Origin of the sequence: Phocaeicola faecium (genome assembly GCF_014837055.1) — a bacterium.
Classification (GTDB): Bacteria; Bacteroidota; Bacteroidia; order Bacteroidales; family Bacteroidaceae; genus Phocaeicola; species Phocaeicola gallinarum.
Window position 1 is genome coordinate 792,072 of sequence record NZ_JACSPQ010000001.1, and the last position, 25,317, is coordinate 817,388.

A 25,317-nucleotide genomic window follows, 5' to 3' on the forward strand; every position below is an offset into this window, starting at 1 on the left:
ATGGGGCAATATAACACCATAGCAGAATCAAACAACTTCATCGTACTTGATGCATACACCAAGTATAATGAACTTCATGAACCTCCGGTTTTATATCAGTCGGAGGCAGGTCTTGAACACGAATTTATCGAGGATTTAGTGAATCAAGGCTATGAATATCGCCCGGATATATCAACTCCCGATGCACTGCTGGACAATGCGCGTAAGAGGATTCAAGAACTTAACGATGTGGAGTTTACCGATAAGGAATGGTTGCGGTTCGTGGAAGAATATCTGGACAAACCGGGCGATACACTGACAGACAAGACCCGTAAGATTCACGATAACCACATCTATGATTTTGTTTTTGATGACGGACATATTAAGAACATCTATATTGCCGACAAACAAAACATTGCCCGTAACAAGGTACAAGTAATCAATCAGTTTGAACAAACCGGAACACAAGCCAACCGTTATGATGTTACCATTCTGGTTAATGGTTTGCCATTGGTACATGTTGAATTGAAAAAACGCGGTGTCGCCATCCGTGAAGCATTCAATCAGGTTCACCGATATTCCAAAGAGAGTTTCAACAGTGATAATTCACTTTTCAAGTATATTCAGGTGTTTGTCATTTCAAATGGTACAGACAGCCGTTATTTTGCCAATACGGTTGAGCGCAACAAAAACAGCTTTGACTTTACCATGAACTGGGCAAATGCAAAGAATACCGTGATAAAGGATCTCAAAGACTTTACAGAGACCTTTTTCCAAAAGAGCACCTTGCTTAACATCATTTTTACTTATACAGTCTTTGACACAAACAATACTTTGCTTGTAATGCGCCCGTATCAGATTGCGGCGACAGAGCGTATGTTATGGAAAATCAGAAGTGCATACCAAGCAAAAAAATGGTCTACAACCGAAGGTGGTGGATATATCTGGCATACCACAGGCTCGGGAAAAACGCTTACCAGTTTCAAAGCAGCACGATTGGCAACCCAACTGGACTTTATTGACAAGGTATTCTTTGTCGTTGACCGCAAGGATCTTGACTATCAGACGATGAAAGAATATCAGCGGTTCTCTCCGGATAGTGTCAACGGGTCTGAAAGCACGGCTGGATTGAAACGGAATATAGAGAAGGATGACAACAGGATTATCGTCACTACAATTCAGAAACTGAATAATCTGATGAAAAGTGAAGACAATCTGCCCGTTTATCAAAAACAGGTCGTTTTCATTTTCGATGAGTGCCATCGCTCCCAATTTGGTGAAGCGCAAAAACAATTAAGAAAAAAGTTCAAGAAGTATTATCAGTTCGGTTTTACAGGAACCCCCATATTCCCGGAGAATGCTTATGGCTCGGAAACAACGGCAAGTGTGTTCGGCAGGGAATTGCATTCGTATGTGATAACGGATGCCATCCGCGATGAAAAAGTATTGAAATTCAAGGTTGACTACAACAATGTACGACCTCGTTTCAGAAATATAGAAACAGAACTTGACGAACAAAAGCTAAGTGCCGCAGAAAACAAACAGGCATTACTTCACCCTGCCCGCATAAATGAAATTTCGCAATACATCTTGCACAATTTCAGAATTAAGACACATCGGAATCAAAGCGACAGCAAAGGTTTCAATGCCATGTTTGCTGTCAGTAGTGTGGATGCAGCCAAATGCTACTATGAAGAACTGAACCGATTGCAGAAAGATTTGGAAAAGTCTTTGAAAATAGCTACCATATTTTCTTTCGCCGCTAACGAAGAGCAAAGTTCAATAGGTGAAATACCGGATGAGAATTTTGAACCGTCGGCAATGGATCTCAGCGCAAAAGAGTTTTTGACAAAAGCCATCGACGATTATAATGCCCTGTTTGGAACAAGTTATGGCATTGACGGCAAAGAGTTTCAAAATTATTACAGAGACCTTTCCAAAAGAGTAAAAAATAAAGAGGTGGATCTTGTAATCGTAGTAGGCATGTTCCTGACTGGCTTTGATGCTCCGACTTTGAATACACTGTTTGTAGACAAGAATTTACGTTATCACGGATTAATACAGGCATTTTCCCGTACCAACAGGATTTATGATGCCACCAAGACATTTGGCAATATCATTACATTCAGAGACCTCGAAAAACACACGATTGATGCCATAAAATTATTCGGCGATGAAAATACCGCAAATGTAGTGCTGGAGAAAAGCTACAAGGAATATTTGGAAGGCTTTAAAGACATTGCTACGGGTGAGGCACGGAGAGGATATATTGAAATTGTAAAAGAACTGGGAGATAAATTCCCTGATACGGACAAGATCGTTACAGAACAAGATAAAAAGGAATTTGTCAAACTGTTTGGCGAATATCTGCGGGTGGAAAACATATTGCAGAACTTTGATGAGTTTACGGTAGTCAAAGCCTTTCAGACAATAGATACGGATAATCCGGATGCAATCGAAGCATTTAAAAACAATTATTTTGTCAACGATGACGATATTGCGAAAATGCAGAAATTGCAAATGCCGTCTGATAGGATCATTCAGGATTACAAATCGACTTATAACGACATACGAGATTGGTTAAGACGAGAAAAAGAAGGAAAGAGGCCAGAAAAATCAAGAATAGACTGGGATGATGTCATATTCGAGATAGATTTGCTTAAATCGCAGGAGATAAACCTTGATTATATTCTTGAGTTAATTTTTGAAAATAACAAAAAGAAGTTAGACAAATCTTCATTGATTGATGAAATCCGCAGGGTTATTCGGTCAAGTGTCGGCAACAGAGCCAAAGAAAGCCTGATTGTTGATTTTATCAATGACGCTAATCTCGATGCCATATCTGATAAGACTGAAATTATAAAAGCATTCTTTGAATATGCGCAAACTCAGCAAAAGAAGGAAGCATCGGATTTGATAGCGAGCGAGAATCTGAATGAAAAAGAAGCCAAGCATTATATTGAAGTGTCTTTAAAACGTAAATACGCAAGTGAGAATGGAACTGACTTTAATAATATCCTACCCAAAATGAGTCCCCTGAACCCATTATACCTGACTAAAAAACATAAGGTGTTTGAAAAGATTGCCGCTTTTGTCGAAAAGTTTAAAGGTGTTGGTGGACAACTATAATTTTTGTTGATATGGCAAATGCTTCTGTTCTAAATTGGAATACGATTGAACTTCATTATGGGTTTAATGATGAAAGTCACACCATGGATGCAATCGTATTCCATAAATGCGAATATGAATTTTTAGGTATTGCAAAAGAAATTGTGCAAAATCAAACAGTGTTAAAGATTTATCTTTTAAAATCTAAAATAGATTAATCATGCGATATATGAAAAGTGATTTAACGCTCATACTGGGCTGTGTCTTGTTGCTGGCGGGGTGCAGTGCATCGTCAAAGAAGGCGGATGATGCCGGGGCGGAGGCAACGCCTGTTCCGGCAGAGGTGACGGACGATTACACTCGGTTCTTTACCGAAGGAATCCGCTTGGAGCGTGCCGACGGAAAGGCGGGAGGCATGTATGTGAGGTTCGGCAAAGACTCGCTGACGGCGGAGCTGTTCTCGCCTGCCGAGGGGGTGACCGAGACGCTGGAGCGGCGCATCACGCCGGCGGGCAAACGGGTGTGGAACATGGAAGACGATGATACCAAGAATCTGCGCCGGGAGGACGGCGGACTGTGGACGGTGAGCCGCCGCGGGAAACTGATTTTCTCTGAAGCGGGAGCTGCTGACGGACTGGGCAACTGGCTGACGGAGCGTTTCGAAGGGACGGCTGCGGGGGCGCGTTACCGGCTGGCTGTGCGTCACCGCGAGCATAGCGGCGACGGGTATTTCCTGTTGCACCTCACTCCTGCACAAGCGGAGGCGGGAAACGACACGACGCTCATCTACACGGGACGACGATACACGCAGCGGGTCACAGCGACCGATGCCGACGCCACCGTATGGCAGTTGGTTGCCGACGATGGCGTGACCCTCTATAACTTCATCCCCGAAAACCGCACGCTCGAACAATTCAACCGATAAAGTTTATCCGTAAAACAAGATCATGCTTAGCAAGAATAAAATAAAGTATATCCGCTCGTTAGAGCAGAAGAAACATCGCAAGGAGGAACAGGCTTTCCTTGCCGAGAGTAACAAATTAGTTAACGACCTGTCGGGGCATTTCGACTGCCTGCTGCTGGTGGCTACGGCGCACTGGTTAGAGGAGCATCCCCACGTAAGGGCGCAGGAGGTGATTGAGGCGAGCCGCGAGGAGTTGTCGCGTGCCAGCCTGCTGAAAACGCCGCAGGAGGCGCTGGCGGTGTTCCGTATTCCGCAGTACGAGGCGGAGGCGGAGGTGGTCAGGAGGTCGCTGTGCCTTGCGCTCGACGGCGTGCAAGACCCCGGCAACTTGGGGACTATCATCCGCATTGCCGACTGGTTCGGCATCCGGCACATCTTCTGCTCGGCGGGGACGGCGGATGCGTTCAATCCTAAAACGGTGCAGGCTACGATGGGTGCGCTGGCGCGCGTGCAGTTGCATTACTGCGACTTGAGGGAGCTGGTGGCTTCATTGCCGGATGTCCCCGTGTTCGGCACGTTCCTCGACGGGGGCGACCTCTACACGCAGGAGCTGTCGGCAAACGGGCTTATCGTGATGGGCAACGAGGGAAACGGCATCAGCCCCGAACTTGCCGCTGTCGTCAACCGCCGCCTCCTGATACCCAACTATCCGCAGGGAGAGGAGACGAGCGAGTCGCTCAACGTGGCGGTGGCTACGGCTGTCGTCTGTGCGGAGTTCCGCCGGCGGATGCGCTGACCCGCCGGAAAGGGAATGCCCCGCACGGGGGGATTATTTTACGAGCTTCACTGCCGCCCAGCGGTTCTTCTCGCGGTGATGCACGAAAGTCAGTCCGAGGCTCTCGCCGCGCTCGCGGATAGCAGGGATATCGTCTACGTAGAATCCGCTCATGTAGATTTCCGAACCCTCGTGCATACACGCCACGTAAGCCGGGAGGTCGGCAAGCAGGATGTTGCGGTTGATGTTGGCGATGATGACATCGAAAGGCTTCCGTCCCTTGAGCAGCGAAGCGTCGCCCAGCTCCACGGTGATGTTCGCGATGCGGTTCAGCGCAATGTTGTCGCGCGAGTTGTTCACACACCAGTCGTCGATGTCGATAGCCGTCACCGGGTCGGCGCCGCGCATACTGGCAAGGATGGCGAGGATAGACGTTCCGCATCCCATGTCGAGCACCGACTTGCCCCGCAGGTCGGCATCGAGCAGTTCGGCGATGATAGAGCCGGTGGTTTCGTGGTGTCCCGTGCCGAACGCCATCTGCGGATTGATAACGATGTCATACTCAGCCTTCGGATAGTCGGTATGGAAAGTGCTGTGGATAACGCAGCGGTCGCCGATTACTATGGGTTGGAAAAAATTCTTTTCCCATTCCTCGTTCCAGTCCTTGTCCTCAGGTTCGGTAACGGTATAGGTAATGTTCGTGTCCGGAAGCGGAAAGGTTTCCAGCACCTCCCGCAAAGCATCTTCGCTGAACTGCGCCTGCTGGATGTATGCCTGCATACCGCCCTCACACGCCACGAAACTCTCGAATCCGATGTCGGCAATGAGAGCCGCCAGCACGTCGGTCACGGTTTCGGTACACGGACGTGCAGTAAAAGTCACTTCAAAGTATTTCATATATAAAAGGGAAGTATTAATTTTCGCAAAGATAGCCATAAATAGGGAAAACCCTACCCCGAAATAGGGAATTTCTATTTGCAGAGAAAAAATAACTCCCTAAATTTGTAACAAGAAAAGAATGTACAACATAAAAAAAGACGAACAACTATGAAAGGTAAAGTATTTGCTTCATTGCTGGTTGCCTGCCTGCCGTTGCTGGCAGCGGCGCAGAGCAACGATGACCTTTACTTCGTGCCGAAAAAGAAAGCCGAAACCAAAACCGAAACAAAGGTGACGGTGGAAACTGCGCCGAAGAAGGTGTCAAATACGACGACGGTATATGCCGCGCCGGGCTCTACCGTAGTGGTGAAAGACGCTGCGGGAAAAACGCGCGACATCGACGAGTATAACCGACGGTATACTTCGCGCGAGAATACGTTTACGATGGAAAACGATACCCTCTACATCCAAGAAAAGCCTTACGGCGAACGCGGTGAGTGGGTGAACGGGTTCGAAGGCTCGCAGGATGATTATGAATATGCCATGCGCATCGTACGCTTCCGAAGCCCGCGCTATGCCATCCCGGTAAGCAGCCCGCTGTACTGGGACGTGGTTTACGGCGCACTGCCCTCGTGGGAATGGAACGTGTACGACGACGGACTGTATGCTTACGTGTTCCCGACGTTCAGCAACCCGCTGTGGTGGGACTGGCGGTGGACATGGGGCGTAGCCGGACCGCGCTTCGGATTCAGCTGGGGATGGAGCTCGTGGTACTATGACCCGTGGTACTCGCCTTACTGGTACGCCGGATATTGGGGAGGTTACTGGGGATCGTACTGGCATCACCCGCACCCTTACTGGCATCATCATCCGCCTTATTACGCCGGAGGATGGGGAGGCGCAGGATGGCGTCCCTACGGACACCGCGACGCCCGGCCGGGACGATACACGGGATATACTACCTCGCGGCATAACCGGGTGGTGACGGGCACGCGCGGAGGCAGCAGCACACGCCGGGGATACAGCACGTCGAGCATCCGGCGGAACAACGCTTCGACGGCTTCACGTACTACCGGACGGGTGGTCAGCCCTAACTCACGCAACAACGGTTATTCGCTCCGCCCCGTAAGCACGCTGCCGGGTAACCGGGGAGAGGCTACGCGGAACGGATTCAGCACCGGGACTACCACGCGCGGAAACGCTACTTACGTGCGCCCCAGCAGCACGATAGACCGCACCGGCTCTTCGTATAACCGCCCCAGCAGCACGCGCCGCAGTTACAACGATGTGTATAACCGCAACGTGAACACCACGCGCTCACGCTCGTATAACAACACGAATACGCGAAGCTATAATTCAAGCCGAAGCTACAACTCGAACCGGAGCAGCTTCTCATCGGGCAGCAGCCGAAGCAGCTTCAACCGCGGCTCGATGGGCGGAGGAAGCACACGGATGCGCAGCGGAGGCGGAGGAGGAAGCTCACGCAGAAGATAAGCTCACGCAGAAGATAAGCTCAACGAAAGGTAGAGAATATAAACACACTACAAGGTATGAAAACAAAGATAAGCATGATAGCGCTACTTGCCGGCATGGTGTCGGCAGCAGGCGCACAAAACCAGTATGACGTGGCTCGAATCTTGAACGACGACCTGAACGGAACGGCGCGTTTCGTGGGCATGGGCGGTGCCATGAGTGCACTGGGCGCCGATATTTCGACCATCGGCACAAACCCCGCCGGTATCGGTCTGTTCCGGGGAAATGATATTTCGCTGTCGTTCGGGTTTAACAACAATCAGGCGAAAGCGGACATGAACGGTTCGACTGCCACCGAGAAGCGTACCAAAGCGTCGTTCGACCAAGCGGGCATCGTGTGGAGCTCGAAGATTGGGAACAAGACTGACTTGCGTTACGTGAACTTCGCGTTCAACTATCACAAGCGTGCCAACTTCAACCGCCAGTTCTCGGCGGGAGGCAATGCAAGCAACGGGCTGTCGCTCACTCACGTGATGGCAGACATGCTGTGGCGCGCCGGCGATGCGGCAGGTACGTATTATAACACGGAAACGGATTTCGCCAACCTGTATGATGCACAAAACCCCTACACCGACACGTATTATTACGGCACGCCGTATCTGGCGGCATTGGGCGCACGTACCAATCTGGTTACTCCCCGACTCCAGTCGGCTACCGACCCTACGATTATCGGCATGGACGGGTGGGACGCTGCCAGCAACCAGTATTACACCCGTGAGGAAGGCGGCATCGATGAATACGATTTCAACGTGGCGTTTAACGTGAAAGACCGTTATTACTTCGGCATCACCTTAGGCGTGTATAACCTCGATTATAACCGCTACTCGTCTTACGGCGAGACGCTGACGGCGGGGGGCGACTTTACGCTGAACAACTTTTACACTGCCGAGGGTTCGGGAGTCGACCTGAAATTGGGTGCCATCATCCGCCCGTTTGAGTACTCTCCGTTCCGCATCGGACTTGCGGTACACACTCCGATATGGTACTCGCTGACAGAGCATCACACGGCTAACCTCACGTCGAACCTGCCCACTACCGACGGCTCGATGCTGAGCACCACCGAGAACTTGGTGGATTACCTCAACCCTGCCTACATCATGGATTACCGCCTCACCACGCCGTGGCGTTTCAACGTGAGCATGGGTACCATCGTGGGCGGCATCATGGCGCTCGATGCCGAATACGAATATGCCAAGTATTCTTCGGCACAAGTAGACGATGTGGATGGCTACCAGCTGAATGCCACCAACGCCGTAAGCGAAACGCTGAAAGGCGTACATACGTTCCGCGCCGGTATGGAGACGAAGCTGACCTCGGCGTTCAGCCTGCGTGCGGGATATAACTTCCGTTCGGCTCCGATACAGGAAGATGCGTTTAAAAACATCCCTGTCACCGACGAGACCCGTACCGATGCCGAGTACCTGAACCTGAAATCGCAACAGGCAGTTACGGTGGGATTGGGATGGCGCGGAAAGCTGTTCTATGCCGACCTTGCCTACAAGTATGATTTCTACAAGGCTGACTTCTATGCTTTCGGGGCGGAGCAAATCGACCTTACCCCGTCTGCCACGAAGGTGAACAACGACCGCCATCAGTTGCTGTTTACGCTCGGCGTACATTTCTAAACATATTCATCCTGTAGGGGCGTATCGCATACGCCCCGATTACACCAACTTAATCCGTGTGGGTGTTTTCGGGCGTATGCGATACGTCCCTACGGTATAATAATCAATCATTTATTTATCGGAACAATGGAATATCTGTTAGACGGGCTGACCGTTAAAGAACACTTGCTGCGCCTTGCCGAAGAAGGCAACAAACCGTTCACCGAGAGCCTCAATCCGGGAGTGGAACACGTGCTGGGCATCCGCATACCTGCCTTGCGCCGGCTGGCGGCACGCATCGCCCGCACCGACTGGGAGGCTTACCTTGACACGGCAGACACGTTTTACATGGAAGAGCGGATGCTGCAAGGCATGGTGTTGGGCTGTGTGAAACCCGATGCCGACGTGGAGGTGTATCTGCACCGCGTAACGAAATTCGTATGGATAATCAACAGCTGGTCGGTATGCGACACGTTCAAGTTCGGCGGCGGGAAGAAGTTCATCGCCACCCATGCCGACCGCCTGTGGGAGTATCTGAAAGAATGGATGCGTGCCGAGGGCGAATACGAGGTGCGCTTCGGGGTGGTGATGGCGATGAGCCTTTTCACCGACGAGGCTCACATTGCCGAACTCCTCTCCTGCCTCGACGACATCCGCCACGAAGGTTACTACGTGAAGATGGCGGTGGCGTGGGCGCTGTCGGTGTGCTTCGTCAAGTTCCCCACCCTCACGATGGATTACCTCCGCCACAACCGCCTCGACACATTTACTTATAATAAGGCGTTGCAGAAAATCATCGAGTCGTATCGCGTAGATGCACCCACGAAAGAAGTCATCCGCACGATGAAACGCAAGCAGTAACCGCCCCCGCGCAAGGGAACGCCCCGCCCCTTACAGCGTCCCCTTGCTCGACGGCACTTCGAAGTGATACACATCGCGCCGCACCGCCATGCGCAGGCTGCGCGCCAGTGCCTTGAATATCCCCTCTATCTTGTGATGCTCGTTCACGCCCTCGGCACGGATGTTGAGGTTCATCATCGCCGCATCGCTCAGCGACTTGAAGAAGTGGAAGAACATCTCGGTGGGCACGTCGCCGATACGCTCGCGGCGGAACTCAGCATCCCACACCAGCCACGGGCGTCCACCGAAGTCGAGCGCCACCGTACACAGGCAGTCGTCCATCGGCAGGCAGAAGCCGTAACGCTCGATGCCCCGCTTGTCGCCCAGCGCACGCCGCAGACACTCACCCAGCGCCAGCGCCGTATCCTCCATGGTGTGATGCTCGTCCACCTCCAAATCTCCCTTGACATGCACCGTAAGGTCCATCCCCCCGTGCTTGCCTATCTGCTCCAGCAGATGGTCGAAGAATCCTAATCCCGTACGGATGTCGCACTTCCCCGCCCCGTCCAAGTCTACACGGATGTAAATGTCCGTCTCCTTCGTGGTGCGGCGCACCTCCGCCGTGCGTTCTCCGGCAAACAGAAACTCCGCCACGCGGTCCCAGTCGGTAGTGGCAAGGGCGCACACATCCTCCAGTCCCGTACCCGCCAGCACCGCCTTGTCGGGCTGCAAGAGGATGGCACGGCACCCCAGATTACGCGCCAACTCCACATCCGTGGCACGGTCGCCAATCACGAAACTCCCCGCCAAGTCATAGTCCGGATTCCCGATAAAGCGCGTCAGCATCCCCGTGCGCGGCTTGCGCGTGGGCGCGTCATCGGCAGGAAACGAGCGGTCGATACACACCTCGTCGAACGTCACCCCCTCGCCCTCCAGCGTTTTCATCACCAAGTTATGCACCCCCCAGAACGTATGTTCCGGAAAAGCCTCCGTCCCCAGCCCGTCCTGATTGGTCACCATCACAAACTCAAAGTCCAGCTTCCGGCGTATGAAATACAGGTTGCGCATCACTTTCGGGTAAAACTCCAGCTTCTCGAACGAGTCGAGCTGATAATCCACAGGCGGCTCGATGACCAGCGTGCCGTCGCGGTCGATAAAAAGAACTTTTTTCATGCGTATAATCTGTTATGTAATGAGAGCAAATGTAATACAAAAAAGCGAAACAAGGGGCAGAAAAGCTGTAAATCTGGTACAATAGTCAGTAAATTAGTTACATTTTTTCGGATTCAACCGCTTATCTTTGCACTATTCATCAATAAAGCCTAACGATACGCCATGAACAAAATTTTACTGACACTTGCAGCGGCGATGGCTATATGCCTCACCGCCTGCGCACAAAACAAGGAGAAACGGAACATGGAAACAACAACACCTCGCACGCTGGTGGCATACTTCTCTGCCACCGGAACCACGGCAAAGGTTGCGCGGCAGATTGCCGGCATCACGGGCGGCACGCTTTACGAGATTACGCCGCAGGAGGCTTACACGGCTGCCGACCTCGACTGGAACGACAAGCACTCGCGCAGCTCGGTGGAAATGAGCAATCCCCAGTCGCGCCCCGAACTGAAAGAATCACAAACGCCCGACGTAGCCGCTTACGACGTGGTTTTCATCGGCTACCCCATCTGGTGGGACCAAGCGCCGCGCGTAATCAACACGTTCATCGAGCGTCATGACCTGAAGGGAAAAACGCTCATCCCCTTTGCCACGTCGGGCGGAAGCGGAATAAGCCACAGCGTAAGCACGCTGAAAACTACTTATCCCGACTTAAACTGGCAAGAGGGCAAACTGCTGAACCACACCGACAGCAACAGCCTCGGCGAGTGGGTAAAATCTTACCAAAAATAAGAAAAGGCAGTTATCAAGGTAGGGGCGTATGGCATACGCCCTCGGACACACACTTATTTCCGTGGGTTGTATTCGGGCGTATGCCATACGCCCCTACAAGCTATCCGGCGGCAGGCAGACACACTCAAAGCACTGCTGCAACCTTTCGGATATTCTCCAAACGCTGCATGAACGACTTGTCTTTTTTAGCAATGCGCATGTTGTATCTCATTTGAAGTCGCATCAGAGGTTCGGCATCCACTCCTAAAGCCGCTTCAAACATCATAGCCGTCTTCTCTGTAACAGGACGACGTGCGTTGAGTATCTCATTCAGAACAGAATATCCTATGCCCATTTGCTCCGCAAGTTTCCGTTGTGAAATCCCCCTGCATTCGATTTCCTCTTTCAAGATTTCCCCCGGATGCGTGGGAAACGCCGGCTCAAGATTGCCTGCTATCATATTGGGGTCAATTCCTTGAATGGTTATCATAATCAATTTATTTATAATGGTTTGACAAATTTGTTATATTACATATCGTAGCAACGGTTTCTCCGTCCCTGATGTGTTCCTTAAATTCGATACGAATTTACGAACCCTTCCCAACATTCGCAAAAAAAGCGAACATTTTATATCCAACATCAACAAGGTAGGGGCGTATCGCATACGCCCGAATACAACCACGTTTATGTTTTTTCCACCACAGATTACACGGATTAAACAAGTTATTATTTCGACATGAATCCAATGGAGGCGGAACATCGCACCCCATGCCCGGATACTACGAATAAGGAGGGGCGACACTGCCCGTAAGAAGAAGGGCTGCTCCGGCTAAAACCGGACAACGCAAGCAGGTGTTTTTTTTCTTGATTCAACGCGAGAAAAATGCCTGCTTGCGCATTTTTATACTTTTTTGCAACATTTTCCCCGAAACCTTGACCACCGAAACAATTTTTCTGCTACATTTGCCTTTAGTTGTAATCTTCAGTTTGCAAAAACGATGAAAAACATAAAACATACGGGGGTTGTAGAACAGGTGGACGGGATGCGGCTCAAGGTGCGCATCAGGCAGACATCGGCGTGTGCGGCGTGTAGCGCGAAGGCACACTGCAATGCCTCGGAAACAAAAGAAAAGCTGATCGACGTGAGAAACGAGCGGGGGATTCCCTGCCGCGCCGGACAGGAGGTGGTGATCTGCGGAGCTGCCTCGATGGGAATGAAGGCGGTGGGATGGGCTTTCGCACTGCCCTTTGCGGTGGTGGTGGCATCGCTCTTTGCCGCCATGAAGCTCACGGGAGGCAACGAACCGCTGTCGGCAGTGGTGGCGCTGGCAATGCTTGTGCCTTATTACCTCGCCCTGCGCCTCTGCCGGAGGTGGCTGGGACGCAGCTTTGTGTTTACCTTAGAATCTGTCAATTAACCATTCAAACAAACTAACTTCATCATACTATGAACTCTATTCTGATAGCAATCATCTCGTTAGGCGCCATCGGGCTGGTGGCGGCAGTCATCTTATATGTGGCATCGAAACGGTTTGCCGTAAACGAAGACCCGCGCATCGCCCGGGTGGCGGAGGTGCTTCCGCAGGCAAACTGCGGAGGATGTGGCTATCCGGGCTGTTCGGGCTTTGCGGCGGCGTGCGTCAAGGCGGGCTCGCTGGATGGGAAACTATGTCCGGTGGGCGGACAGCCTACGATGGACAAGGTGGCTGCCATTCTGGGACTGGAGCCGGTGGCTGCCGAGCCGGAAGTGGCGGTGGTGAGGTGTAACGGCACGTGTGAAAACCGTCCGCGCCTCACGCAGTATGACGGCGTGCGCTCGTGTGCCGTGGCTCATGCCACGTACGGAGGCGAAACGGGCTGTACGTTCGGCTGTCTGGGATGTGGCGACTGTGTGCAGGCGTGTCAGTTCGGCGCACTGCGCATGAACCCCGAAACGGGACTGCCGGAGGTGGACGAGGAGCGGTGTACGGCGTGCGGGGCGTGCGTGAAGGCGTGTCCGCGAAACATCATCGAGATTCGCCCGAAGGGACGGAACAACCGCCGGGTGTACGTAAGGTGTGTCAACAAAGACAAGGGAGCGGTGGCACGGAAGGCTTGTGCGGCGGCGTGCATCGGCTGCGGCAAGTGTGTGAAGACGTGTCCGTTCGAGGCCATCACGCTGAAAGACAACTTGGCGTACATCGACCCTGCCAAGTGTAAGGCGTGCCGCAAGTGCGAGCTGGAATGTCCGCAGGGAACCATCGTGGCTGTAAACTTCCCTCCGCGCAAGGCGAAACCACAAGCCGAGGCGGAGGCGTGACAACCGGGAAAAAAAGACCAAAGTAACTAACCCAATAAAGATATAGTACAGTGAAAACATTCAGAATAGGCGGAGTGCATCCGGCAGAAAACAAGCTGTCGGCAGCGGCGGCAATCGAGGTGCTGGGGCTTCCGCGTCAGGCGGTGTTCCCGCTGTCGCAACACATCGGCGCACCTGCCGTGGCGATAGTGAAGCGGGGCGACAAGGTTAAGGTGGGGACGAAGATAGCCGAGGCGGGCGGATTCGTGTCGGCAGCGGTGTTCTCGTCGGTGTCGGGCACGGTGAGCAAGATTGACAGCGTGACCGACGCGAGCGGATACCGCAAACCTGCCGTATTCATCGACGTGGAAGACGATGAGTGGGAAGACGGAATCGACCGCTCGCCGGAGCTGGTAAGCGCGTGCAGCCTGAGTTCGGAAGAAATCATAGCGAAGATAAAAAACGCAGGCGTGGTGGGCATGGGAGGCGCGTGCTTCCCTACCCACGTGAAACTCTCTCCCCCGCCGGGAGTACGTGCCGAGTGTGTGATAATCAACGGCGTGGAGTGTGAACCGTATCTTACTGCCGACCACCGGCTGATGCTTGAAAAGCCCGACCAGATACTGGTGGGCGTGGAGCTGCTGATGCGTGCGGCGAAGGTAAATCGGGCGTACATCGGCATCGAGGCGAACAAGGCGGATGCCATCCGGCTGCTCACCGAAAAGGCTGCCTCGCATCCGGGCATCGAGGTGGTTCCGCTCCAGATGAAGTACCCGCAGGGAGGCGAGAAACAGCTTATCGACGCCATCATCGGACGTCAGGTTCCGGCGCCGCCTGCCATCCCCATCCACGTGGGAGCGGTGGTGCAGAACGTGGGCACGGCGTATGCCGTCTACGAGGCGGTGCAGAAAAACAAACCCTTGCTTGAGCGGGTGGTGACGGTCACGGGGCGGTCGGTGAAACATCCGTCGAACTTCCTTACGCGCATCGGAACGCCTGTGAGCCAACTCATCGAGGCGGCAGGCGGACTGCCCGACAATGCCGGCAAGGTGATAAGCGGCGGCCCGATGATGGGCAAGGCGCTCGCCACGCTGGACGCGCCCGTGTGTAAAGGCAGTTCGGGCGTACTGATAATGGACGACGAGGAGGCACGCAGGGCAGAACCCCAGCCGTGTATCCGGTGCGCCAAGTGCGTCAGCGTATGCCCCATGGGGCTTGAACCCTACCTGCTTGCCACGTGTTCGGCGCGCGGCGACTGGGAGCGCGTGGAGCATGAAATGATTCTCTCGTGCATCGAGTGCGGCTCGTGCCAGTTCACCTGTCCGTCGCACCGTCCGATGCTCGACTACATCCGTTTAGGCAAAGGCAAGGTGGGCGCCATCGTTCGCGCACGTAATGCTAAAAAATAACTCACACACTGATTATTATGGCAAATAAATTTATCGTATCATTATCGCCTCACGTACACGGGGGCGACAGCGTGAAGCGGAACATGTATGGCGTAATCATTGCGCTGATACCTGCGCTGCTGGTGTCGCTGCTGGTGTTTGGCGTGGGGGCAGCTATCGTCACGCTCACCTCGGTGGCGGCGTGTGTATTCTTCGAGTGGGCTATCACGAAATATATCTTGCGGCGCGAACGCTCGACGGTGACAGACGGGTCGGCGGCCATTACGGGGCTGCTGTTGGCGTTTAACCTGCCGTCGAACCTCCCGGTATGGATTGTAATCATCGGGGCGCTGGTGGCCATCGGCGTGGGCAAGATGACGTTTGGCGGACTGGGGTGCAACCCGTTTAATCCCGCGCTGGTGGGACGTGTGTTCCTGCTGATTTCCTTCCCCGTACAGATGACCTCGTGGCCGCGGGCAGGACAGTGGGCCGAGTATCTCGATGCCGAAACGGGGGCTACTCCGCTGGCGCTGATGAAGCAGGCGATACATGGCGACGCGGACGCGCTGTCGCAACTGCCCTCGGCATGGGACATGTTCATAGGCAACGCTCCGGGCTGTCTGGGCGAAATCAGTGCGCTTGCCCTGCTGCTGGGCTTGGCTTACATGCTGTGGAAGCGCATCATCACGTGGCACATCCCGGTGTCTATCCTCGCCACGGTGTTCGTCTGCGCGGGACTGATGCACTGGGCGAACCCGGTGTACGCATCGCCCGTCCAGCACCTGCTGAGCGGAGGTCTGATGCTGGGCGCCATCTTCATGGCTACCGACTATGTGACCTCGCCCATGACCCACAAGGGGATGATTATCTACGGAGTGGCTATCGGGTTCCTCACGGTGGTAATCCGCGCTTTCGGCTCGTACCCCGAAGGCATGTCGTTCGCCATCCTGATTATGAACGCCTTTACGCCGCTGATTAATACGTACTGCAAACCAAAACGTTTCGGGGAGGTAACGAAGAAATGAAGAAACTTACATCATCTTTAAAGAACATGGCTCTGGCGCTGACGGGCTTTTCGGTGGCTGCCGGGGCACTGCTGGGATGGGTGAACAGCGTGACGGCTGAGCCTATCGCACAAGCTAACGCCAAGACGCTGAGCGACGCCATCGCCGTGGTGGTTCCGCCGTTCGACAACGACCCTGCCGCTTCGCCCGAAACGGTGGAGGTAGAGGGAGTTGCCTACAAGGTATACCGTGCCACGAAGGGAGGCGAGTTTGTAGGTGCTGCCGTAGAATCGTCGGCAAACGGGTTCGGAGGCACGCTGACCGTACTGGTGGGATTTGACAAGGAAGGTAACATTACCGACTATTCGCTGCTGAGCCACTCGGAGACGCCGGGATTAGGCTCGAAGGCGGCAGACTGGTTTAAGAAGGGGGCGAAGGGAGACATCACCGGAAAGAATCCGGGCGAGAAACCGCTCACGGTGAGCAAAGACGGGGGCGAGATTGATGCCATCACCGCTTCGACCATCACCACACGGGCGTTCCTGAGAGCCGTAAACGCTGCTTACGCCGCTTACACCAACCAGCCGGTAGACGCACACAGCGGGGCTACCGGACAGACTGATGCCACGAGCGGGGCTACCGTCAATCCATAAAGAAAGAAGGAGGAATCGTATTATGATGAATAATTTCAAAATATTGATGAACGGGATTATCAAAGAGAATCCCACATTTGTGTTGCTCTTGGGCATGTGTCCTACGCTGGGCACCACGTCGTCTGCCATCAACGGCATGAGCATGGGGCTTGCCACGATGTTCGTGCTGGTGTGTTCGAACGTTGCCATTTCATCCATCAAGAACCTCGTGCCCGACATGGTGCGCATCCCCATCTTCGTGGTGGTCATCGCCACGTTCGTAACCGTGCTTCAGATGGTGATGCAGGCTTACGTGCCGGCGCTGTATGCCACGCTGGGGCTGTTCATCCCGCTCATCGTGGTCAACTGTATCCTGCTGGGGCGTGCCGAGGCTTTTGCCTGCAAGCACGGGCCTGTCCCCTCGTTCTTCGACGGGCTGGGCATCGGGCTGGGCTTTACCATCGCACTGACGCTTTTAGGCGGCGTGCGCGAGCTGCTGGGCACAGGCAAACTGTTTAACATGACCATCCTGCCCGAACAGTACGGGATGCTGGTATTCGTCTTGGCTCCGGGAGCGTTTATCGCACTGGGTTACCTGATAGCCATCGTCAACCGCCTGCGCAAGGCATAACGCATTGTTACATCTATCATAAAAACAGAAACTGAGTATGGAATACATCTTGATATTTATCACGGCAGTGTTTGTCAATAACATCGTGCTGTCGCAGTTCCTCGGCATCTGTCCGTTCCTCGGCGTGTCGAAGAAGGTAGAAACCGCCATGGGCATGGGGGCAGCCGTGGCGTTCGTGCTTACGCTTGCCACCATCGTAACGTATGTCATTCAGAAATTTGTATTGGATGCCTTCGGGCTGGCCTACATGCAGACCATCGCGTTTATCCTCGTGATAGCCGCACTGGTTCAGATGGTTGAAATCATTCTTAAAAAGGTATCGCCCGCCCTGTATCAGGCGCTCGGAGTGTTTCTGCCGCTCATTACCACCAACTGCTGCATCCTTGGCGTTGCCATCTTGGTGATTCAAAACGATTACGACCTGCTTACGGGTGTGGTTTACGCTTTCTCTACCGCACTGGGATTTGCGCTGGCGCTCATCGTGTTTGCCGGCATACGCGAACAGCTCAGCCTCGTCAATATCCCGAAAGGGATGCAAGGCATGTCTATCGCCCTGATTACCGCCGGACTGCTGGCTATGGCGTTTATGGGTTTTTCGGGAGTCGACAAGGGTCTGTCTGCCCTGTTTGGTCTGTGATGACAGGCTTGATGCGCAGCGAGTCCATCTCCGCCATCGTCCCGTTAAACACGTTCAGGTCTACCTGATTATCAATTCCGGGCAGCGTGCCCACGTCGGTATGCTGCCAGAATTTCCACTCGCCCTCGTATGCCACCGAGTCGACATAATAATGTGCTATCCAGTAAGGATATGAGTTGAACAGCGAGTCGTTCAGATAGCGCGTTTTATACTTGTACGAGGTATACAGGATAGGCTTCACGCCGTAATGACGCTCCACGCGGTCGAGCCACTTCTTGAGGTCGGCACGCAGCTTACGCGCGTCGGCAGGGCGTGTCTCGATGTCGAGCACCGGAGGCAAGTCGCCCGGTTCGAGCTTCACCGAACGGATGAAGAAGTCCGCCTGACGCTCCGGCGAAGTCTTCGGATTATAGAAATGATAGGCACCGCGGATGAATCCCACGCGGCGTGCTTCATCGAAATTGCGCACGAAAGCCGTGTCGCTGAAATCTCCCCCCTCCGATGCTTTCATGAATACGAACCTCACAGGAAACGGAGCCTGCTGCACGCCTCGCAGCTTCTCCCAGTCGATGCGTCCCTGATGGTGCGAGATGTCAAACCCGTGTACGCTGTAGCCGTAGGGCAGACACACGCCGTAAGCCTTCGTTCCGTAGCAGGGCTTCCAGCGGTAAGCATAAGGGCGGATAAAGAAATAGTAAAACCCTGCCAACAGGATAACCCCCACCGCCCCCATCATCAGGTAATACGCCCATGAGGGGAAATTCCGTTTGCGCTCTCCGCCTTTTTTCTTCCTGCCGCGTTTTGCATTTCCCTTACGCGGTGCAGCCTCCCTGCGTCTGGCAGGTGCAGCCTTGCGTGAGCGTGTCGTTGTCTGTCGAGGTTTATTCACCACCAATATGGGCGGTTCTTTGGTCATGATAATATCAGTCAGGGATTTCAGGATTCATTTAAGGCACGAATTCCGCCGAGCCGCACGGACGCAAATCCGCACGGTACTCACGCAATTCGTGCCTGATGAATGGTGTTTCTTACAAATAATAAAAAAAGTATTCTATTTACTTAGCCTGCTCCAACTGGAGGGTCTTCGTAGGCTGGTCGCATACTTCCGTAGGACCGAAGTACTGGATCGGGCCCGGATATACGTAAGCGGTTTCCTTAGCCCAAGTGTCGCGTACGGCAGCAAAAGCCTTGAACGGAGCACCATCCAAGCGCACCAATGCTTTCTGGATAACCGGTTTCATTTCGCCGTGACGACGTTCCATGTTCATCATCATCGTGATAGGCACACCGCCTGCAATCCACTCTTCAGCCGGAGCCGTGGTGTTGCGTACCGATGACATGTAACCCGTCTTGCCGTTAGCAATCAGCATTGAAGCCGTGTAACCCAGTGAGTAGCAGTAGTCGGCATCGAAGTTCGACGGAGCAGCGCAGCGTCCTTCGTAACCGAAGAAGTGGTGCTGAGCAGCGAATTTGCCCACATACTTGCCTTCAGCCTTCCATGCAGCCAGTTTCTTGCCTACCATTTCAGACAGCAGCTTTTCGGTTTCGATGAGCGATACCTGTACGTTTCCGTGCGGGTCGCGGTCGAGTGTCAGCTGGCGAGCCACGCCTTCGGGCAGTGAAGCGTAAACGGCAGCATTTTCAGCCGTCAGGTGGTCGATGATGTACTGGCGTTGCTGGTTCGGTTCTACCGCAGCGTATGCTTCAGCGTTTACGGCAAGGAAGTCGTTCAGTTCGGCAATCAGCTTCTTCATAGCCGGGATGAACTCGATCAAGCCTTCCGGAATCAGCACCGTACCGAAGTTGTTGCCATCGGCAGCACGTGAAGCCACAGCGCTTGCGATGTACGTAACCACGTCGTCGAGCGACATGTTCTTAGCCTCTACTTCTTCCGAGATAAGGCAGATGTTCGGCTGAACCTGAAGCGCACATTCCAGCGCGATGTGAGAAGCCGAGCGTCCCATCAGCTTGATGAAGTGCCAGTATTTGCGAGCCGAGTTACAGTCGCGTTCGATGTTACCGATAACCTCCGAGTAAGTCTTGCAAGCCGTATCGAAACCGAAAGAAGTTTCAATCATTTCGTTCTTCAAGTCGCCGTCGATGGTTTTCGGGCAGCCGATAACCTGTACGCCGTAGTTCTTCGCAGCGTAATATTCAGCCAGCACGCAGGCATTGGTATTCGAGTCGTCGCCGCCGATGATAACCAGCGCCTTGATGCCCAGTTCTTTCAAGATTTCGTATCCCTTTTCAAACTGGTCTTCTTTTTCCAGCTTGGTACGTCCTGAGCCGATGATGTCGAATCCACCCGTGTTACGGTATTCGTCGATGATGTCGGCAGTCAGTTCTTTATAGTTATGGTCTACCAAACCGCCCGGGCCGAGGATAAAGCCATACAACTTGTTGGCGGGGTTCAGTTTCTTGATACCGTCGAACAAACCAGAGATTACGTTGTGTCCGCCCGGAGCCTGTCCGCCCGAAAGGATAACGCCTACGTTCATCGGAGCGTATTCTTTGGCTTCACCTTCAACGAACTGAATCAAAGGCATTCCGTAAGTGTTAGGAAACAGTTTCTGGATAGCTTCTTGGTCGGCTACCGACTGGGTCGGTTCGCCCTCTTTTGCTACCACCGCGCCCTTTAAGGCTTTTGGCAATTTCGGCTGATAAGCAGCTCTTGCGATTTGTAATGCACTTTTTGTCATGATTCTTAATTATTATATATAAGGTGTGTAAAAAAGTCGGTTGCTTTGAATCCCTGCAAATTTCGTTTTTTTTTCGGAAATACGAAAGAAAGTAATAAACTTTTCTTACCTTTACCCATGAAAAACTGCAAACTTTAATTTTTTAAGAATCATGGCAAGTAGAAAAAATCTGAAAAAACGCATCAAGAATGCATACGAAACAATGTTATACCTGTGTATGGTAGAAGCCTCTGCCGCCGAAAACCAGCAACAGCGCGAAAAGGCTGCCGAGGTGATGGCCGACCTTGCCGTGCTGTTCCAAGATTTGGTGTGCCGCATCAGCCATACCGAGCCGGGAAGCACGAAGCTCTTTTACCAGAAGCTGAGAAACGACTTTGCCGAGGGGATGAAGGCGGCGCTTGACAAGCTGTACGACCAACCTGCCGAGGCATGAAGCAAGCACTGAGCCGGTTTATCTACCACAGGCTGCTGGGGTGGAAAGCGGTGGTAGGGGTGCCCGACTTCAAGAAGTGCATCTTCTGTGCCGCACCGCATACCACCAACTGGGATCTCTTCATCGGGAAGCTGTTCATCAACGCCATCGGGCGCAAGTCGGGCTTCCTCATGAAGAAAGAGTGGTTCTTCTTCCCGCTGGGCGGATGGTTCCGGAGCATGGGGGGCATACCGGTGTATCGCGACAAGCATACGTCGATGGTCGACCAGCTCATTGCCCGCGTGAAAGAGAGCGACGAGTTCCACCTCGCCATCACGCCGGAGGGCACGCGCTCTGCCAACCCCAACTGGAAACGGGGCTTTTACTACATCGCGCTGGGGGCGCAGATTCCCATCGTGCTGGTGGGGGTCGACTACGAGCGGAAGTGTATCACCGCCGAGCGTTACCTCATCCCCACGGGCGATGTGGAGAATGACATGCGCGAAATCAAACAGTATTTCAAAAACTTCAAGGGGAAGCATCCGGAGCGGTTCGACGTGGGCGACTGCTGACCGGGGGCTTCCCCTTGCTTTCGCCCGCACGGCGAAAGGTTCATCGTGTGCTTACGCGCGGCGGCGCGTCATGCTTTGCCGAGCCACTCCGGGACTTCGCGCGAGACGTCGAAACACGGACACTGCTTCGTCCACTCGTGAGGCTCTACCGTGCCGTCGCCGTCGAGGTCGGGGCTGAGGTCGCGGTGTCCCACCACCCGCTTAATCCCGTAATCCTTTGCCAGCACCCTTACCAGCACACACAGCGCATGGCGTTGCTGCGGGGTGCGCGTGTCGGCAGCACGTCCGCCGGCATCCAGCCCGCCCTCGTAGGCTATGCCGATGCTCTTGGCGTTGAATCCTCTGGCGTGGGCACCCGTCCGCTCCACGGGGCGCATGGAGCAGATCTGCCCGTCGCGGCGGATGTAGTAATGATAGCCGCACCCGTCGAACCCGCGACGGCGGTGCATGGCGTCCAGCGCGTGGGGCGAGAGCGGTACATCCGCCCTCGTAGCCGTACAGTGGACTACAATCGTGTCGATTTCCCTCATTCGCACTCCTTTCTTTTTCCGGTGAGGATGCAAAGCAGGCACTTTATCACCCTGACAATAATCCATTTCAGTTTACTTTTCATCATACGTGTGTTTTACATGGTGTTTGTGGTTCGTCAAAAAAAAAGGCAGACAGCCCCGCCGCACCGGGCGACAGGGCCGGGAGGAGTCAGGCAGACAGTCCGCTGTCGGGTTCTCCCTCCTCTTCCTCGCCGCCGTCTGCAGTGCCGCCGGTACGGTCGAGCGTGCTCACGCGCTCAAACGCCAGCGTCTTCAGTGCGTCTTGCAGCACCGCCCCCGGACGGAACAAGATGCGCTTGCGCTTAATCATGCCCGTGGTGAACGCATCTTCGGTGTCGCTGCCCTCGCTGCCCAGACTGACTTGCAGCGAGCCGAGGCTTCCCAGACGGATAATCTCACCACACTTCAGTCCGTCGCTCACCGCCTCCTCAAGCGCCGTAAGCACCGCCACCACGTCGGGTCGCGTCACGGTACACTCACGCTGGATGCGCGTGGCGATTTCTTCAATGCTCATCACCCCGCGTGCCTGAGCCCGTGCGTAAAACTTGGGCGGCGAGTCGGGGTCTTGGGGGTTCTTACGTGCGGCAAGCGAGTAGGTCACTAATTTTTCCATAGCTCTGTTCTCCTTTCATTTTTAGTTGGTTAAACATCGATTTCTTTATTACGATGCAAAGATACAATGCCGGGAAACGGCTATGTCGCGAACGGTCGCGTGCGGTCGTGGTTCTTTCCTTTTTTTCTTTTTTCACCACAGATTACACAGATTAAACAAATTATTTTTTTCTTGCGTATGGAGATGGAAACGCGGATTCACCACAGATTACACGGATTAATAATTTTATTTTTCTCATCTGCGGAAATCTGTGTAATCTGCGGTGTATACTTGGAAACGCGGATTCACGCGGATTAGCGCGGATTAATAATTTTATTTTTTCCATCTGCGAAAATCTGCGTAATCTGTGGTGAATAAACAAGAAAATATCTGCGGTGAAAGAAACAAAAAGATTCAAGGCTCACCCAGTCCGCGGATAATCACTTCCACTTCGGGTTTAAGGTAATACTTGCGGTGCTTGTCGTGGTTCAGTTCGCTCAGCCCCTGCACGATGCTGGGACAGTGGTTTATCCACCGCTGGAAGTTGCGCATCGCCGTGGCAGGGCGACTGTTGGGAAAATACAACCGGGCAAGCTCCGACTTGCCGTACACACGCAAACGAAAAGGTTCTTCTGGTTCTAACATAGTCGATTTTGTTTTTATTTTTTCACCACAGATTACACAGATTAATAATTTTATTATTTTTCTCATCTGCGAAAATCTGTGTAATCTGCGGTGTATACTTGGAAACGCGGATTAACGCAGATTCACGCGGATTGATAAATTTATTATTTTCCTAATCTGCGATAATCTGTGTAATCTGTGTTTAAAAATTAAAATAAAAAAATCTGCGGAAATCTGCGTGAATCTGCGTTTCAAGCCCCACACACAGTTTACAATAGCTTTTTAATCCACCCTGCGGGCGGCTCGTACTCTCCGATGCGCGTCATGCTGGGGTTATATCCGTAATACACCTTGCCGGTGCTGCCGTTGCGGTGCTTCGCCACGATCGCCACGCCCAAGCCCTCGGTAGGATAGCCCGAATCTTTCTCGGTGTGGAACCCGCAACGCTCCGGACGGTAAAGCATCACCACCATGTCGGCATCCTGCTCGATGGCGCCACTCTCACGCAGGTTGCGCAGCTCCGGGATGCCGTAACGCTGCCCCTCCACCTGACGGTTGAGCTGGCTCGACACGATGACCGGACAGCCTAACGAACGAGCCAAGCCTTTGAGCCGCCGACTGCACTCTGCCACCTCCTGCTCGCGCGTGCGCCCCTTCGACACGGTTTCGAGCAACTGGAGGTAATCGACGAACAACAGTCCCAGCCGCCCCTTCGCCTGAAGCCCTTTGGCGATGATGCACAGCTGGTCGATGTTGATGTAAGGCGTATCGTCGACGTGGATGGGCAGCGCCGACATCCGCTCCGCCGTCCGGCGCACGTCGTCCAGCTCCTCGTCGGTCAGCTGCCCCCGCTTCATGCGCAGCGGGTCGGCACGGCTCTCTGCCAGCACGAAGCGTTCGCCCACCTCGGCGGCAGTCATCTCAAGGGTGAAAAACGCCACGGGAATCCCCGCCATCGCCGCTTTGCGGGCAAAAAAGAGGTCGATAGCCGTCTTCCCGTCGCCCGGACGCGCGGCAGTGAAAATCAGGTTCCCCGGCTGCCATCCCCCCGTCAGCGCGTCAAGCTCCGCCAGACCGGTGGGCACCCCCGTCAGTCCGCCCACCGACAGCGCCTGCCTGCGTTCCACCTCGCGCACGGTGCGGTCCATCACCTCCGGCATGTCGTGCAGGTGGTCTTCCACCTCCGAGTCGTCGAGCAAGGCAGCAATCTCGCGCTGCACGGCGATAACCACGTCGTACACGTCGTTCGTCATGTCGCCCGCCGCCTTGAGCTGCTCCGAGAGCACCTGCACCAACCTCCGGCGCAGGTAATACTGCTGAAGGATAAGGCAGTGATACTCGATGTGTGCCGCCGACGCCACGCGCCCTGCCAGCATTGCCACGCGGTACGCCCCGCCCGCCTCGTCGAGCGTACCGGAGCGCCGCATCTCCTCGGTCACGGTAAGCATGTCGACTCCCTCGCCGCGCCCGTAGAGCGCAGCCACGGCACGAAACACTGCCTGATGTGCCGACACGTAAAACATCTCCGGGCGCAGGCGTTTCAATACCGTGTCCTGCGCCCCGCGTTCCAAGAGACATGCTCCCAGAACGGCTTCCTCAATCTCTGATGCTGAATTTTCCATAGTGTGTTATGTGTGTGTTTTTTTATTCACCACAGATTACACAGATTAAACAAATTATTATTTTGCATATAGAGGTGGAAACGCGGATTTACGCGGATTCACGCGAATTAATAATTTTATTTTTTTCATCTGCGGAAATCTGTGTAATCTGTGGTGAAAAGACATA

General features: G+C 53.6%; 26 protein-coding genes. 17 read left to right on the forward strand and 9 right to left on the reverse strand.

The features are described from left to right. Genes H9626_RS03460 through H9626_RS03475 form a run of 4 tightly spaced genes read left to right on the forward strand, consistent with a single transcriptional unit; the run spans nucleotide 1 to nucleotide 4,787 of the window. Complete coding sequence (locus tag H9626_RS03460; protein ID WP_191709585.1) at nucleotides 1-3,108, forward strand: type I restriction endonuclease subunit R; 3,108 nt, start codon at nucleotides 1-3, stop codon at nucleotides 3,106-3,108. Nucleotides 3,109-3,119: 11 nt separating this feature from the next. After that, the gene (locus H9626_RS03465; protein WP_191709586.1) at nucleotides 3,120-3,305 is read left to right on the forward strand and encodes a hypothetical protein; all 186 of its coding nucleotides are present in this window, start codon (nucleotides 3,120-3,122) and stop codon (nucleotides 3,303-3,305) included. 11 nt (nucleotides 3,306-3,316) lie between these two features. Then, on the forward strand, nucleotides 3,317-4,012 hold the full coding sequence (locus H9626_RS03470; protein ID WP_191709587.1) for a hypothetical protein: 696 nt from the start codon (nucleotides 3,317-3,319) through the stop codon (nucleotides 4,010-4,012). 22 nt (nucleotides 4,013-4,034) lie between these two features. Then, nucleotides 4,035-4,787 (forward strand): TrmH family RNA methyltransferase, encoded by a 753-nt coding sequence (locus H9626_RS03475; RefSeq protein WP_191709588.1) that lies wholly within the window; start codon nucleotides 4,035-4,037, stop codon nucleotides 4,785-4,787. 33 nt (nucleotides 4,788-4,820) lie between these two features. On the opposite strand, the gene prmA is transcribed toward H9626_RS03475, so the two are convergent. Further along, nucleotides 4,821-5,663 (reverse strand): 50S ribosomal protein L11 methyltransferase, encoded by an 843-nt coding sequence (prmA, locus tag H9626_RS03480; protein WP_178257011.1) that lies wholly within the window; start codon nucleotides 5,661-5,663, stop codon nucleotides 4,821-4,823. A gap of 150 nt (nucleotides 5,664-5,813) precedes the next feature. Between prmA and H9626_RS03485 the strand changes: the two genes are divergently transcribed. The 3 genes from H9626_RS03485 (at nucleotide 5,814) to H9626_RS03495 (ending at nucleotide 9,643) form a co-directional block, all read left to right on the forward strand. Further along, entirely contained in the window at nucleotides 5,814-7,139 is a 1,326-nt protein-coding gene (locus tag H9626_RS03485) for a hypothetical protein (protein WP_191709589.1), read from the forward strand. A 56-nt stretch (nucleotides 7,140-7,195) separates the two neighbouring features. Further along, nucleotides 7,196-8,803, forward strand: coding sequence for an OmpP1/FadL family transporter (locus H9626_RS03490; protein WP_191709590.1), 1,608 nt, complete (start codon nucleotides 7,196-7,198; stop codon nucleotides 8,801-8,803). Nucleotides 8,804-8,929: 126 nt separating this feature from the next. Then, a complete protein-coding gene (locus tag H9626_RS03495; RefSeq protein WP_178257008.1) occupies nucleotides 8,930-9,643 on the forward strand; it encodes a DNA alkylation repair protein in 714 nt (237 codons plus the stop codon). A 30-nt stretch (nucleotides 9,644-9,673) separates the two neighbouring features. On the opposite strand, the gene hisB is transcribed toward H9626_RS03495, so the two are convergent. Then, the gene (gene hisB / locus H9626_RS03500; protein ID WP_191709591.1) at nucleotides 9,674-10,795 is read right to left on the reverse strand and encodes a bifunctional histidinol-phosphatase/imidazoleglycerol-phosphate dehydratase HisB; all 1,122 of its coding nucleotides are present in this window, start codon (nucleotides 10,793-10,795) and stop codon (nucleotides 9,674-9,676) included. A gap of 162 nt (nucleotides 10,796-10,957) precedes the next feature. Here hisB and H9626_RS03505 point away from each other — a divergent pair, with 162 nt between their 5' ends. Then, on the forward strand, nucleotides 10,958-11,530 hold the full coding sequence (locus tag H9626_RS03505; RefSeq protein WP_178257006.1) for a flavodoxin: 573 nt from the start codon (nucleotides 10,958-10,960) through the stop codon (nucleotides 11,528-11,530). Nucleotides 11,531-11,654: 124 nt separating this feature from the next. Here the strand turns inward: H9626_RS03505 and H9626_RS03510 are convergent, their stop codons facing one another. Next, nucleotides 11,655-11,999, reverse strand: coding sequence for a HigA family addiction module antitoxin (locus H9626_RS03510; RefSeq protein ID WP_191709592.1), 345 nt, complete (start codon nucleotides 11,997-11,999; stop codon nucleotides 11,655-11,657). Between the two features lie 508 nt (nucleotides 12,000-12,507). Here H9626_RS03510 and H9626_RS03515 point away from each other — a divergent pair. Genes H9626_RS03515 through rsxA form a run of 7 tightly spaced genes read left to right on the forward strand, consistent with a single transcriptional unit; the run spans nucleotide 12,508 to nucleotide 18,079 of the window. Next, nucleotides 12,508-12,927, forward strand: a complete 420-nt coding sequence (locus H9626_RS03515; RefSeq protein WP_178257003.1) for a SoxR reducing system RseC family protein — start codon at nucleotides 12,508-12,510, stop codon at nucleotides 12,925-12,927. 29 nt (nucleotides 12,928-12,956) lie between these two features. Beyond that, the gene (locus H9626_RS03520) at nucleotides 12,957-13,808 is read left to right on the forward strand and encodes a Fe-S cluster domain-containing protein (protein ID WP_178257002.1); all 852 of its coding nucleotides are present in this window, start codon (nucleotides 12,957-12,959) and stop codon (nucleotides 13,806-13,808) included. A 50-nt stretch (nucleotides 13,809-13,858) separates the two neighbouring features. Continuing rightward, entirely contained in the window at nucleotides 13,859-15,196 is a 1,338-nt protein-coding gene (rsxC, locus tag H9626_RS03525; protein WP_191709593.1) for an electron transport complex subunit RsxC, read from the forward strand. Between the two features lie 17 nt (nucleotides 15,197-15,213). Continuing rightward, nucleotides 15,214-16,200, forward strand: a complete 987-nt coding sequence (locus tag H9626_RS03530) for an RnfABCDGE type electron transport complex subunit D (protein WP_191709594.1) — start codon at nucleotides 15,214-15,216, stop codon at nucleotides 16,198-16,200. Beyond that, nucleotides 16,197-16,832, forward strand: coding sequence for an RnfABCDGE type electron transport complex subunit G (locus tag H9626_RS03535; protein ID WP_191709595.1), 636 nt, complete (start codon nucleotides 16,197-16,199; stop codon nucleotides 16,830-16,832). The genes H9626_RS03530 and H9626_RS03535 overlap by 4 nt, the downstream gene beginning before the upstream one ends. A 25-nt stretch (nucleotides 16,833-16,857) precedes the next feature. Further along, nucleotides 16,858-17,442, forward strand: a complete 585-nt coding sequence (gene rsxE / locus H9626_RS03540; protein WP_178257018.1) for an electron transport complex subunit RsxE — start codon at nucleotides 16,858-16,860, stop codon at nucleotides 17,440-17,442. A gap of 37 nt (nucleotides 17,443-17,479) precedes the next feature. Continuing rightward, a complete protein-coding gene (gene rsxA, locus H9626_RS03545; RefSeq protein WP_178256998.1) occupies nucleotides 17,480-18,079 on the forward strand; it encodes an electron transport complex subunit RsxA in 600 nt (199 codons plus the stop codon). On the opposite strand, the gene H9626_RS03550 is transcribed toward rsxA, so the two are convergent. Next, nucleotides 18,027-18,995, reverse strand: coding sequence for a glycoside hydrolase family 25 protein (locus tag H9626_RS03550; RefSeq protein ID WP_178256997.1), 969 nt, complete (start codon nucleotides 18,993-18,995; stop codon nucleotides 18,027-18,029). The two genes, rsxA and H9626_RS03550, sit on opposite strands and share 53 nt — an antisense overlap. Before the next feature lie 139 nt (nucleotides 18,996-19,134). After that, complete coding sequence (locus tag H9626_RS03555; protein ID WP_178256996.1) at nucleotides 19,135-20,778, reverse strand: diphosphate--fructose-6-phosphate 1-phosphotransferase; 1,644 nt, start codon at nucleotides 20,776-20,778, stop codon at nucleotides 19,135-19,137. Between the two features lie 151 nt (nucleotides 20,779-20,929). On the opposite strand from H9626_RS03555, the gene H9626_RS03560 reads away from it, so the two are divergent. Both H9626_RS03560 and H9626_RS03565 read left to right on the forward strand, forming a co-directional pair. Next, nucleotides 20,930-21,211, forward strand: coding sequence for a hypothetical protein (locus H9626_RS03560; RefSeq protein ID WP_191709596.1), 282 nt, complete (start codon nucleotides 20,930-20,932; stop codon nucleotides 21,209-21,211). Continuing rightward, entirely contained in the window at nucleotides 21,208-21,762 is a 555-nt protein-coding gene (locus H9626_RS03565; protein WP_178256994.1) for a 1-acyl-sn-glycerol-3-phosphate acyltransferase, read from the forward strand. Before H9626_RS03560 ends, H9626_RS03565 begins: the two co-directional genes overlap by 4 nt. Before the next feature lie 68 nt (nucleotides 21,763-21,830). Here the strand turns inward: H9626_RS03565 and H9626_RS03570 are convergent, their stop codons facing one another. The 4 genes from H9626_RS03570 to H9626_RS03585 form a co-directional block, all read right to left on the reverse strand. Next, complete coding sequence (locus tag H9626_RS03570) at nucleotides 21,831-22,292, reverse strand: N-acetylmuramoyl-L-alanine amidase (protein ID WP_178257017.1); 462 nt, start codon at nucleotides 22,290-22,292, stop codon at nucleotides 21,831-21,833. Between the two features lie 169 nt (nucleotides 22,293-22,461). Beyond that, nucleotides 22,462-22,926, reverse strand: a complete 465-nt coding sequence (locus tag H9626_RS03575) for an HU family DNA-binding protein (RefSeq protein WP_178256993.1) — start codon at nucleotides 22,924-22,926, stop codon at nucleotides 22,462-22,464. A gap of 393 nt (nucleotides 22,927-23,319) precedes the next feature. Then, entirely contained in the window at nucleotides 23,320-23,550 is a 231-nt protein-coding gene (locus H9626_RS03580; RefSeq protein ID WP_178256992.1) for a DUF4248 domain-containing protein, read from the reverse strand. Between the two features lie 248 nt (nucleotides 23,551-23,798). Further along, a complete protein-coding gene (locus H9626_RS03585; RefSeq protein WP_191709597.1) occupies nucleotides 23,799-25,151 on the reverse strand; it encodes a replicative DNA helicase in 1,353 nt (450 codons plus the stop codon). Between the last annotated feature and the right edge of the window lie 166 nt (nucleotides 25,152-25,317).

Bases quoted from the DNA above. Each gene is read 5' to 3' on its own strand.
- H9626_RS03460 (WP_191709585.1), top strand. From the start codon at position 1: ATGGGGCAATATAACACCATAGCAGAATCAAACAACTTCATCGTACTT.
- H9626_RS03465 (WP_191709586.1), top strand. From the start codon at position 3,120: ATGGCAAATGCTTCTGTTCTAAATTGGAATACGATTGAACTTCATTAT.
- H9626_RS03470 (WP_191709587.1), top strand. From the start codon at position 3,317: ATGAAAAGTGATTTAACGCTCATACTGGGCTGTGTCTTGTTGCTGGCG.
- H9626_RS03475 (WP_191709588.1), top strand. From the start codon at position 4,035: ATGCTTAGCAAGAATAAAATAAAGTATATCCGCTCGTTAGAGCAGAAG.
- prmA (WP_178257011.1), bottom strand. From the start codon at position 5,663: ATGAAATACTTTGAAGTGACTTTTACTGCACGTCCGTGTACCGAAACC.
- H9626_RS03485 (WP_191709589.1), top strand. From the start codon at position 5,814: ATGAAAGGTAAAGTATTTGCTTCATTGCTGGTTGCCTGCCTGCCGTTG.
- H9626_RS03490 (WP_191709590.1), top strand. From the start codon at position 7,196: ATGAAAACAAAGATAAGCATGATAGCGCTACTTGCCGGCATGGTGTCG.
- H9626_RS03495 (WP_178257008.1), top strand. From the start codon at position 8,930: ATGGAATATCTGTTAGACGGGCTGACCGTTAAAGAACACTTGCTGCGC.
- hisB (WP_191709591.1), bottom strand. From the start codon at position 10,795: ATGAAAAAAGTTCTTTTTATCGACCGCGACGGCACGCTGGTCATCGAG.
- H9626_RS03505 (WP_178257006.1), top strand. From the start codon at position 10,958: ATGAACAAAATTTTACTGACACTTGCAGCGGCGATGGCTATATGCCTC.
- H9626_RS03510 (WP_191709592.1), bottom strand. From the start codon at position 11,999: ATGATAACCATTCAAGGAATTGACCCCAATATGATAGCAGGCAATCTT.
- H9626_RS03515 (WP_178257003.1), top strand. From the start codon at position 12,508: ATGAAAAACATAAAACATACGGGGGTTGTAGAACAGGTGGACGGGATG.
- H9626_RS03520 (WP_178257002.1), top strand. From the start codon at position 12,957: ATGAACTCTATTCTGATAGCAATCATCTCGTTAGGCGCCATCGGGCTG.
- H9626_RS03530 (WP_191709594.1), top strand. From the start codon at position 15,214: ATGGCAAATAAATTTATCGTATCATTATCGCCTCACGTACACGGGGGC.
- H9626_RS03535 (WP_191709595.1), top strand. From the start codon at position 16,197: ATGAAGAAACTTACATCATCTTTAAAGAACATGGCTCTGGCGCTGACG.
- rsxE (WP_178257018.1), top strand. From the start codon at position 16,858: ATGAATAATTTCAAAATATTGATGAACGGGATTATCAAAGAGAATCCC.
- rsxA (WP_178256998.1), top strand. From the start codon at position 17,480: ATGGAATACATCTTGATATTTATCACGGCAGTGTTTGTCAATAACATC.
- H9626_RS03550 (WP_178256997.1), bottom strand. From the start codon at position 18,995: ATGACCAAAGAACCGCCCATATTGGTGGTGAATAAACCTCGACAGACA.
- H9626_RS03555 (WP_178256996.1), bottom strand. From the start codon at position 20,778: ATGACAAAAAGTGCATTACAAATCGCAAGAGCTGCTTATCAGCCGAAA.
- H9626_RS03560 (WP_191709596.1), top strand. From the start codon at position 20,930: ATGGCAAGTAGAAAAAATCTGAAAAAACGCATCAAGAATGCATACGAA.
- H9626_RS03565 (WP_178256994.1), top strand. From the start codon at position 21,208: ATGAAGCAAGCACTGAGCCGGTTTATCTACCACAGGCTGCTGGGGTGG.
- H9626_RS03570 (WP_178257017.1), bottom strand. From the start codon at position 22,292: ATGAGGGAAATCGACACGATTGTAGTCCACTGTACGGCTACGAGGGCG.
- H9626_RS03575 (WP_178256993.1), bottom strand. From the start codon at position 22,926: ATGGAAAAATTAGTGACCTACTCGCTTGCCGCACGTAAGAACCCCCAA.
- H9626_RS03580 (WP_178256992.1), bottom strand. From the start codon at position 23,550: ATGTTAGAACCAGAAGAACCTTTTCGTTTGCGTGTGTACGGCAAGTCG.
- H9626_RS03585 (WP_191709597.1), bottom strand. From the start codon at position 25,151: ATGGAAAATTCAGCATCAGAGATTGAGGAAGCCGTTCTGGGAGCATGT.